This is a genomic window from Halopseudomonas sp. (genome assembly GCF_041579695.1).
Taxonomy (GTDB): Bacteria; Pseudomonadota; Gammaproteobacteria; order Pseudomonadales; family Pseudomonadaceae; genus Halopseudomonas.
This window is the reverse complement of record NZ_JBFGFI010000008.1, coordinates 58,771-67,494: the sequence shown is the minus strand read 5'-3', so window position 1 is coordinate 67,494 and position 8,724 is coordinate 58,771. Positions and strand designations below refer to the sequence as shown.

8 protein-coding genes are annotated in these 8,724 nt (G+C 58.9%); all 8 read right to left on the bottom strand.

Annotation, left to right across the window (positions count from 1 at the left end):
- Positions 1-13 precede the first annotated feature (13 nt).
- The 8 genes from fabZ to uppS all read right to left on the bottom strand — a co-directional run bounded on the left by fabZ (position 14) and on the right by uppS (position 8,722).
- Positions 14-451 (bottom strand): 3-hydroxyacyl-ACP dehydratase FabZ, encoded by a 438-nt coding sequence (fabZ, locus tag ABYA88_RS03670; RefSeq protein ID WP_373185530.1) that lies wholly within the window; start codon positions 449-451, stop codon positions 14-16.
- A gap of 50 nt (positions 452-501) precedes the next feature.
- Entirely contained in the window at positions 502-1,539 is a 1,038-nt protein-coding gene (lpxD, locus tag ABYA88_RS03665; RefSeq protein WP_373185532.1) for a UDP-3-O-(3-hydroxymyristoyl)glucosamine N-acyltransferase, read from the bottom strand.
- 32 nt (positions 1,540-1,571) lie between these two features.
- Positions 1,572-2,078 carry an OmpH family outer membrane protein gene (locus ABYA88_RS03660; RefSeq protein ID WP_373185529.1) on the bottom strand — a complete coding sequence of 169 codons (507 nt, stop codon included), beginning with the start codon at positions 2,076-2,078 and terminating at the stop codon, positions 1,572-1,574.
- A 36-nt stretch (positions 2,079-2,114) separates the two neighbouring features.
- On the bottom strand, positions 2,115-4,466 hold the full coding sequence (gene bamA, locus ABYA88_RS03655; RefSeq protein ID WP_373185528.1) for an outer membrane protein assembly factor BamA: 2,352 nt from the start codon (positions 4,464-4,466) through the stop codon (positions 2,115-2,117).
- 70 nt (positions 4,467-4,536) lie between these two features.
- Entirely contained in the window at positions 4,537-5,898 is a 1,362-nt protein-coding gene (rseP, locus tag ABYA88_RS03650) for an RIP metalloprotease RseP (protein ID WP_373185527.1), read from the bottom strand.
- A gap of 75 nt (positions 5,899-5,973) precedes the next feature.
- A complete protein-coding gene (ispC, locus tag ABYA88_RS03645; RefSeq protein ID WP_373185526.1) occupies positions 5,974-7,158 on the bottom strand; it encodes a 1-deoxy-D-xylulose-5-phosphate reductoisomerase in 1,185 nt (394 codons plus the stop codon).
- Positions 7,155-7,970 carry a phosphatidate cytidylyltransferase gene (locus ABYA88_RS03640; protein ID WP_373185525.1) on the bottom strand — a complete coding sequence of 272 codons (816 nt, stop codon included), beginning with the start codon at positions 7,968-7,970 and terminating at the stop codon, positions 7,155-7,157. Before ABYA88_RS03640 ends, ispC begins: the two co-directional genes overlap by 4 nt.
- On the bottom strand, positions 7,970-8,722 hold the full coding sequence (gene uppS / locus ABYA88_RS03635) for a polyprenyl diphosphate synthase (protein ID WP_373185524.1): 753 nt from the start codon (positions 8,720-8,722) through the stop codon (positions 7,970-7,972). Before uppS ends, ABYA88_RS03640 begins: the two co-directional genes overlap by 1 nt.
- Positions 8,723-8,724 lie beyond the last annotated feature (2 nt).

Sequence of the window (8,724 nt, the reverse complement as noted above, 5' to 3'; positions counted from 1 at the left end):
GGGTGGATCCGACTCATATCTTGTGTTCCGCACAGATGATTTCCGCCGAGCAGGCTTCTTTCCCGTCGACGGTTGCACGGCAGGCGAACTTCCAGATGCCGCGCTTGTTGCTCAAGTGCTGGGCTTCGAGCTGCAACTGATCTCCGGGCACTACCGGCTGCCGAAAGCGCAACTTGTCGGAGCCGACAAAGTAGTAGAGCGTACCGTCGGCCGGCTTGACGTTCATCATCTTGAAGCCGAGCAGCCCGGCAGCCTGCGCCATCGCCTCGATAATCAGTACGCCCGGCATAATCGGATGCTCGGGAAAATGACCGTTGAAGAATGGCTCGTTGACTGACACGTTCTTGTAGGCACGGATACTCCGGGATTCAAGATTCAGTTCCACGACCCTGTCCACCAGCAAAAACGGGTAACGGTGGGGCAGGTATTCCTTTATTTCCTTGATATCCATGTATTCGCAGGCCTTGCAGTAAAAAGTAGTAGGCGCCCTGACGGCGCGGCTCAGGACTCTGATGAGTCGTGAGAGTCCCGAGTCACCGCCAACAGCTCCTTTTCCAGCTGCTGAACCTTTTTGGCCAGTGAATCGAGCTGGCGGAAACGGGCAGCGCTCTTGCGCCATTCAACGGCCGGCTGCATCGCCGTACCGGAAGAGTAGGCACCGGGTTCGGTTATGGATCGTGTAACCATGGTCATGCCGGTGACAAAAACGTTATCACAGATCTCGATATGCCCGACCATGCCCACGCCGCCGGCAATGGTGCAGTGACGCCCAATGTGCGTGCTGCCAGAGATACCCACGCAGGCCGCTATGGCAGTGTGGTCACCTATATGCACGTTGTGGGCAATATGAATCTGATTATCCAGCTTGACCCCATCACCAATACAGGTATCGGCCAGAGCGCCGCGATCAATCGTGGTATTTGCGCCAATCTCGACATCATTGCCAACGCTCACACCGCCGATCTGGGCGATTTTCTCCCAGTGCCCACCATCGTTGGCGAAGCCGAAACCTTCAGATCCGAGAACGGCACCGGACTGAATCACCACCCGATCACCGATGTGCACATCGTGGTACACGCTGACGCGCGGCGCCAGCCAGCCACCGGAACCAATGGTCGAGCGCGCACCAACGAAGCACTGTGCACCCACCACAGTTTCGACACCGACCCGGGCGCCAGACTCGATCACCGCTCCCGGGCCGATACTGGCCGAGGGATCTATCTGCGCATCGGCAGCTACCACCGCTGTGGGGTGGACTCCGGCAACAGCCAGCGGCTTGGGATCGAACCGATGGGACAACCGTGCATATGCTGCGTAAGGATTGGCGACGATCAGCGCGTTACCGCCATACTCTGCTGCGTCGCTTTCGGTAAGCAGCACCGCTCCGGCGCGGGTCGAGCGCAGATACTTTCGATACTGGCTGCTGGAAAGAAAACTCAACTGACCAGGACCGGCATCCTGCAGGGTTGCCAGGCCGCCAATAACCTGGTCGGGATTGCCAACCAGGCGGGCATCGACCATGGCGGCAATCGCAGACAGTGATAACTGGAATGACGAACTCACCAGGTCGCTCAACGCGTTGAGTTCAGGCGCTCGATAACCTGACGCGTGATGTCGTATTCAGCCTTGACGTCAACTACCGCGCTGCGATCGATTACCAGGTCATAGCCGCCGCCCTGCAATACAGTCTCGACTGCCTTGTCGAGACGGGGCTTGAGAGTCTCGAGCATCTCGCGATCAGCCCGGGCCTTGGCCTCATTCAACTGCTTGGACTCGGCTTGAAAGTCACGCGCTTTCTGACGGAATTCCAGGTCGAGCTTTTCCAGCTCGGTCTGGCCCAGCTGCTCGCCATCGCGTTGCATACGTTCCTGGAGACGCTTGGCTTCCGCTTCCAGATTACGCAAACGCTGAAGCTGCGTACCGAATTTTTTCTCGGCGTCGACCGAATAGGCCTTGGCCGCGTCGGACTCCAGCAGCGCCATCTGATAGTCCAGAACGGCGATTTTCATCTCGGCTGAAACTGTGAAACTGGCCATCGCCAGTGCGGAAACCAATGCAACCTGAATAAACTTGCGCACTCTGAAGCTCCTGTTAACTGTATAGGTGGTCCCGGATCAGAATGTCTGACCCAGGGTAAACTGGAATACCTGTGTGTCGTCTTCCGACTGACTGTTCAGCGGCACCGCGAGGCTGAAACCAAGCGGTCCGAGGGCTGTCAGCCAGGACAGCCCGAGACCGGCGCTGTAACGAAGATTGCCAAGATCCACTTCACCGCAACCGGGGTTGTCTTCACCGTTGTTCAAGACTTCTCTGGTGCAGTAGGTGTCATACACGTTACCCGCATCCAGGAACAGTACGGTCCGCAGGGATCGCTGATCCTTGATGAAGGGCACCGGGAAGATCAGCTCACCACCGCCAACCATCTTGATGTTGCCACCGAAGGGTAACTCGTCCTTGTCCGGATCTGCCGTCGCTGGTGTGCTGCGCGGCCCCAGCGAACTCTCGCGGAAGCCGCGCACCGAGCCGATGCCGCCAGCATAGTAATGCTCGTAGAACGGCACGCTCTGGGTCGACCCGAAACGACGGGCAAAACCGAGATTGGCATGCAGACGCAGCGTCAGGTCTTCGGTCATCGGGAAATAATGCTGGGCGCGGTAATCTATCTTGTAGAACTGCAGATCGCTACCCGGGATGGTGGTTTCGAAATTCACACTCTGCGAACCACCGCGATCGGGGAAGACACCGCGGTTGAGTGTCGACTGTGACCAGCCGGCATTGAACTTGAAGTTGGTGAAGCTGTCCCCTTCCTGGTCGAGGAACTCATTGATTTCCTGAACAGTAAAGGTACCGGTCTGGATATCGTCCTGCTGGGCGCTCAGACCGAAGGACAAGCGCGAGGTATCACTGATCGGATAACCGATATTGAAACCACCGCCGTAGGAGTCGACCGAGTAACTTGACACATCAACGTTCAGCTTGTCGTAATCCGTCGCACGATAAAAGGCGTTGTAACCCATACTTACGCCGTCGACGGTGAAGTAGGGATCGAGAAAGCCAAAGGACAGGGCCGTCTGATATTCGGAGCGGTTGGCGCTAAGGCTCACCCGGTTGCCGGTACCGAAGAAGTTGTTCTGGCTGATCGAGCCGCCGAGGATAAGCCCGGTGCCCTGGGCAAAACCGAGGCTGGCGGTAATCGAGCCGGAAGGCTGCTCCTCTACCGTGTAGTTGACATCGATCAGATCGTCCGCGCCGGGTACCGGTACGGTTTCAACGTCGACTTCCTTGAAGAAGCCCAGACGCTCAAGGCGAACCTTGGATTGATCGATCAGGTAGGTGGAAGCCCAACCGCCTTCCATCTGCCGCATTTCACGGCGTAGCACTTCATCCTCGGTCTTGGTGTTACCGCGGAAGTTGATCCGGTTCACGTAGGCGCGCTTGCCAGGATCGACGAAGAAGGTCACACCGACACTCTGGTCCTCTTTGTTGATCTCTGGAATGCCGTTGACGTTGGCGAAGGTATAGCCTTCATTACCCAGCCGACGAGTGATCAGTTCGGAAGTGGCTGTCATTACCTGCCGGGAGAACACCTGCCCGGGCTCGACCAGCAGCAGACCACGAACCTCTTCTTCGGCGACGATCAAATCGCCGGACAGGTTGACGTCGCTGACGGTGTACAGATCGCCTTCGTCGATATTGACGGTGACGTAGACGTTTTTCTTGTCAGGCGTGATCGTTACCTGGGTGGAGGCTATATTCATGTTGATATAGCCACGGTCCAGGTACCAGGACCGCAAGCGCTCAAGATCACCTGACAGCTTTTCGCGGGAATACTTGTCGTCGCTGCGCAGGAACGAAAGCCAGCCCGAGCTCTTCAATTCGAACAGATCAACCAGGTCGTCGGTGTCGAAGACGGTATTACCCACTACGTTGATGTTCTTGATCGAGGCCACAGCCCCCTCATCAACCTGGATCTTGATTGACACGCGATTACGCGGCTCGGCGATCACTTCGGTCTCGATGTCGGCCGAATATCGACCCTGCGCCACATACTGGCGCAGCAGCTCGTTGCGCACACCTTCCAGGGTCGCCTGCTGGAAAATCTCCCCCTCGGAAAGACCCGCCATACGCAAACCGTCCAGCAGAGCCTCGCTTTCAATCGCCTTGTTGCCCTCGAGCTCGATTGCAGCGATCGACGGACGCTCGACGACGGTAATAACCAGCACGTTATCTTCACGGCCCAACTGGATGTCCTGGAAGAATCCGGTACGGAACAGCGAGCGGCTCGCCTCTACCAGGGTCTGATCATCGACTTGATCGCCGATATTCAACGGGAGGGCAGCGAAAACGCTGCCGGCCGAGACGCGTTGCAGACCATTAAGGCGGATGTCGGAGATCCGGAAGGCGTCGGCAAGGGCAACTGGCGCGAGGAGCAGCAGCAATAGCGCAGGCAATAGGTAACGTTTCATGAAATCCGTTCTGGCTGACTGGTTAAATTCTATCCACCGCGTGCGGCAGCTCGTGTTCCTTCGTTCCGGGCTAGCTACCCAGGCGGCTGATATCGTTGAAAATGGCAAACAGCATCACACACGCTATCAATGCCACCCCAATCTGTAACCCCCAGGCCTGAAGTCGTTCAGACAACGGCTTGCCTCTAATCCACTCAGCCGCGTAATAAACCAGGTGACCACCATCCAGAACCGGGATGGGCAGCAGATTCAGCACGCCAAGGCTGATGCTCAAGTAGGCAATGAAGTTGAGAAAACTTTCAGGTCCCGACTTGGCCGAAGCGCCCGCCACTTTAGCAATGGTTATCGGGCCACTCAAGTTTTTTGCCGAGACCAGCCCGGTGAGCATCTTCTTCAATGACTCCAGGGTCAAGACCGTCATGTCCCAGGTCTTGCCCACAGCCACCGGGATAGCGACCAGCGGATTGTAGTCGATCTCGCGAATCATTCCCTCCGGCCATTCAAAGGCTGCCACACCCAGCCCGGCGAATCCGGAGACCTGACCGTTCTGTTCGCGCCCCTGAGGCACCAGATTCAGGGTCATGGGCCGGCCATCACGCTCGATTCCGATATCCAACGGGCGATCGGCATTGGCCTGGATCGCCGGAACTACCTGAGTAAGCCAGTTATCGACCGGCTCACCGTCAATACTCACTATCAGATCATCCGCCTGCAATCCGGCAGCCTCAGCAGCCCCTCCGGCGCTGACCTCACCCACCCGCGGCGGCACGTCCGGCTGCCAGCTGCTCAAGCCCAGCGCACTTATGGGATCGGGCTGGTCGGTGCCGCGCAGCCAGTCCGAGAGCACCAGAGTATAGTTTTGCGGCATGGCTCCGGCCGATTCGACAGCTTTTATCTGCATCTGGCCGGTTTCGCCCAGCCGGCGGATCAATTGCAGATTCACATCCTGCCAACTGCGGGTGGGAGTGCCGTCGACTTCGACCACCTCGAGACCCTGAACCAGACCCGCCCGCTCGGCCACACTGCCCGACTCTACCGGACCAAGCACAGGTGCCAGGGTGGTGATACCGAATACAGCAATCAGCCAGAAGGCAACGATTGCCAGCAAAAAGTTGGCAACCGGACCTGCCGCGACCACCGCTATACGCTGTTTTACATCCTTGCGATTGAATGCCTGGTCGAGCTCTGCCGGGTCAACTGGGCCCTCGCGTTCGTCGAGCATCTTCACGTAGCCGCCCAGAGGTATCGCGGCAATGGCGTACTCGGTTCCGCGCTTGTCATACCAACTGTAGAGCGCAGGTCCAAAGCCGACAGAGAATCGCAACACCTTGACGCCACAGCGTCTGGCTACCCAGAAATGGCCATATTCATGAATCGTCACCAGCAGACCCAGGGCTACGACGGTCGCCAACAGGGTGAATAATAGATCCATCCAGTGCCTCGCTCAGGGAAAGTGGATAGCGCGCATGGATCGGTCGATCAGCGCGGCTGTGGCAAAAATGGTTGCTCAGAAATGACTGTTCAGCCAGTTCTGCGCGTGTTCGCGCGCATGGCGGTCAGTCAGCAGGATGTGTTCCAGATCCTGGACGGATTCGGGAGCCATGCACTCAAGCGTATGCTCGATGATAACAGGGATATCGGTAAAACCAATGCGCCGGGCAAGGAAAGCCTCGACTGCAACCTCATTGGCCGCATTCAGAACGGCGCAGGCAGTACCACCAGCCTCGGCAGCCTGACGTGCCAAGCGCAGACATGGAAACATCTGCGGATCGGGCGGGCGGAAATCCAGCCGCGCCACGCTGAGCAGATCCAGCGGGCTGACACCGGAGTCAATGCGCTCCGGCCAGGCCAGCGCATAGGCGATGGGGGTGCGCATATCCGGATTACCCAATTGCGCGATGACCGAACCGTCGACGTAATCGACCAGTGAGTGCACCACGCTCTGAGGATGGATCACGATCTCGATCTGCGATGGCCGTACATCGAAAAGCCAGGAGGCTTCGATCAGCTCCAGACCCTTGTTCATCATGCTCGCGGAGTCGACCGATATTTTCTGACCCATCGACCAGTTGGGATGGGCGCAGGCCTGTTCGGGTGTCACCGACACAAGATCGGCGCCGCACATATCGCGAAAAGGTCCGCCGGATGCGGTAAGCAGAATGCGTCGAACACCGACATTCGACATCCCGCGTGCGAAGTCCGAAGGCAGGCACTGAAAGATGGCATTGTGCTCACTGTCTATCGGCAGCAGTACCGCGCCACTGTCCTTTACCGCCTGCATGAAAAGCGCGCCGGACATGACCAGCGCTTCCTTGTTCGCCAGCAGCACGCGCTTACCGGCGCGCACCGCCGCCAGGGTCGGACGCAGACCGGCGCCGCCAACAATCGCCGCCATCACCACATCGACCTCCGCGGCAGAAGCCACCTGCTCGAGCGCATCACAACCGACCAGCACCTCTGTTTCGCACCGGGCATCGCGCAGCCGCGCCTGCAAGGCCTGGGCCTGGTCGCTGTTGGCGACCACGGCATAGCGCGGGCGATGGGCCAGACACTGGGCCTGCAGTGCCTCCATGCGACTGTGACCGGTAAGCGCGTACACGCTGTAGCGCTCGGGGTGACGGCTTATCACATCCAGCGTGCTTACCCCTATCGAACCGGTTGCCCCGAGCACCGTTACCAGCGAGACACTCACGCCAGGCGCTCTCCGATCAGCATCCAGCAAAGTGCGAAGACCGGTATGGCTGCGGTCAGACTGTCGATCCGATCAAGTACACCACCATGGCCGGGCAACAGATTGCTGCTGTCCTTGAGACCCTGCTCGCGCTTGAACAGGCTTTCGGTCAGGTCGCCGACGATCGAGAAAAGCACTACCAGGGCGGCGGTCACCTGTCCCAGCAGTAAGGATGTCAGACCCCAGCCAAGATACAGCAGGACAGCAAAGGTCAGGACCTGGGTAAAAATCAGTCCACCGAGCAAACCCTCGACTGTCTTGCCCGGACTGACACGCGGCAGCAGCTTGCGCCGCCCCCAGGTCTTGCCGGCTACAAAGGCGCCGACATCCGCCGCCCAGATCAATACCAACACGCCAAGAATGAGCCACAAGCCGTTTTCCAGCGCGCGCAGCCATATCAGCCCGTACCAGGCAGGCAACAGGATCAACAGGCCGAACAGCTGGCTGATCATCGACCCGGCCCACAGCCCACGGCCTTTCGGATAACGGCTGATCAGTACCAGCGCCACCAACCACCAGGCCAGCGCGGGCAGCAACAGGTACTGAGCCGCCCAGGCATCGCGGTACAGACCCAGCATGAACAACGCCACCACCAACGCGTATACGATGCGACCTTTCTGACCTTCCTCCCCCGCCAGGCGCGCCCACTCCCATGCACCCAGGACCACAATTGCACCGACGAAAAGCGCAAAGCCAGCGCCCTCCAGCAACACAAACCCGGCGATAGCCAGCGGGGCGAGAATAACGGCTGTGATGATTCGCTGTTTTAGCATCAGGACTGCGCTCCTAGTATCTGCTCGCTGGTTTTACCGAAACGGCGTTGTCGGCGTGCGAAATCGGTCAGCGCCTCGCGCAGCGCGTCATGCTTGAAGTCGGGCCAGTAAAGGTCCGAGAAGTAGAGCTCGGCATAAGCCAGCTGCCAGAGAAGAAAATTGCTGATTCTACGCTCCCCTCCGGTGCGGATGCACAAGTCCGGGAGCGGCCAGTCAGCTGTACTCAGACAGGCCTGAAGGTCTGCCTCGGATATGCCATCCGGATCGACAGCGCCCTGCGCAGCCTTCAGCGCCAGATGGCGAGCCGCCTGGGCAATGTCCCACTGACCGCCGTAGTTGGCCGCCACGACCAGCGTTAGCCGCCGGCATTCTGCCGTGAGGGCTTCGGCATCGGCCATTGCCTTGCGCAGCTCCGGCGCGAAACGTGAACGGTCACCGATGATGCGCAGGCGGATGTCATTGTCACGCAGACGCCGCACTTCCCGGCGCAGTGCACCGAGAAAAAGCTCCATCAATGCGCCGACCTCGTCCTCGGGACGCCGCCAGTTCTCACTGGAGAAGGCAAACAGCGTGAGCACCTCGACGCCTTCCTCGGCACAGACTTCGATCGCTGCCTTGACCGCATCCACTCCGGCCTTGTGACCGGCGACGCCGGGCATCAGACGTTTGCGCGCCCAGCGGTTGTTGCCATCCATGATGATCGCAACATGACGGGGTACCGCTACACGCACGGCTGCAGTCTTGTCATTCATTG

Coding starts and splice junctions, on each gene's coding strand:
- rseP (WP_373185527.1), bottom strand. CDS start 5,898: ATGGATCTATTATTCACCCTGTTGGCGACCGTCGTAGCCCTGGGTCTG.
- ABYA88_RS03640 (WP_373185525.1), bottom strand. CDS start 7,970: ATGCTAAAACAGCGAATCATCACAGCCGTTATTCTCGCCCCGCTGGCT.
- bamA (WP_373185528.1), bottom strand. CDS start 4,466: ATGAAACGTTACCTATTGCCTGCGCTATTGCTGCTGCTCCTCGCGCCA.
- uppS (WP_373185524.1), bottom strand. CDS start 8,722: ATGAATGACAAGACTGCAGCCGTGCGTGTAGCGGTACCCCGTCATGTT.
- fabZ (WP_373185530.1), bottom strand. CDS start 451: ATGGATATCAAGGAAATAAAGGAATACCTGCCCCACCGTTACCCGTTT.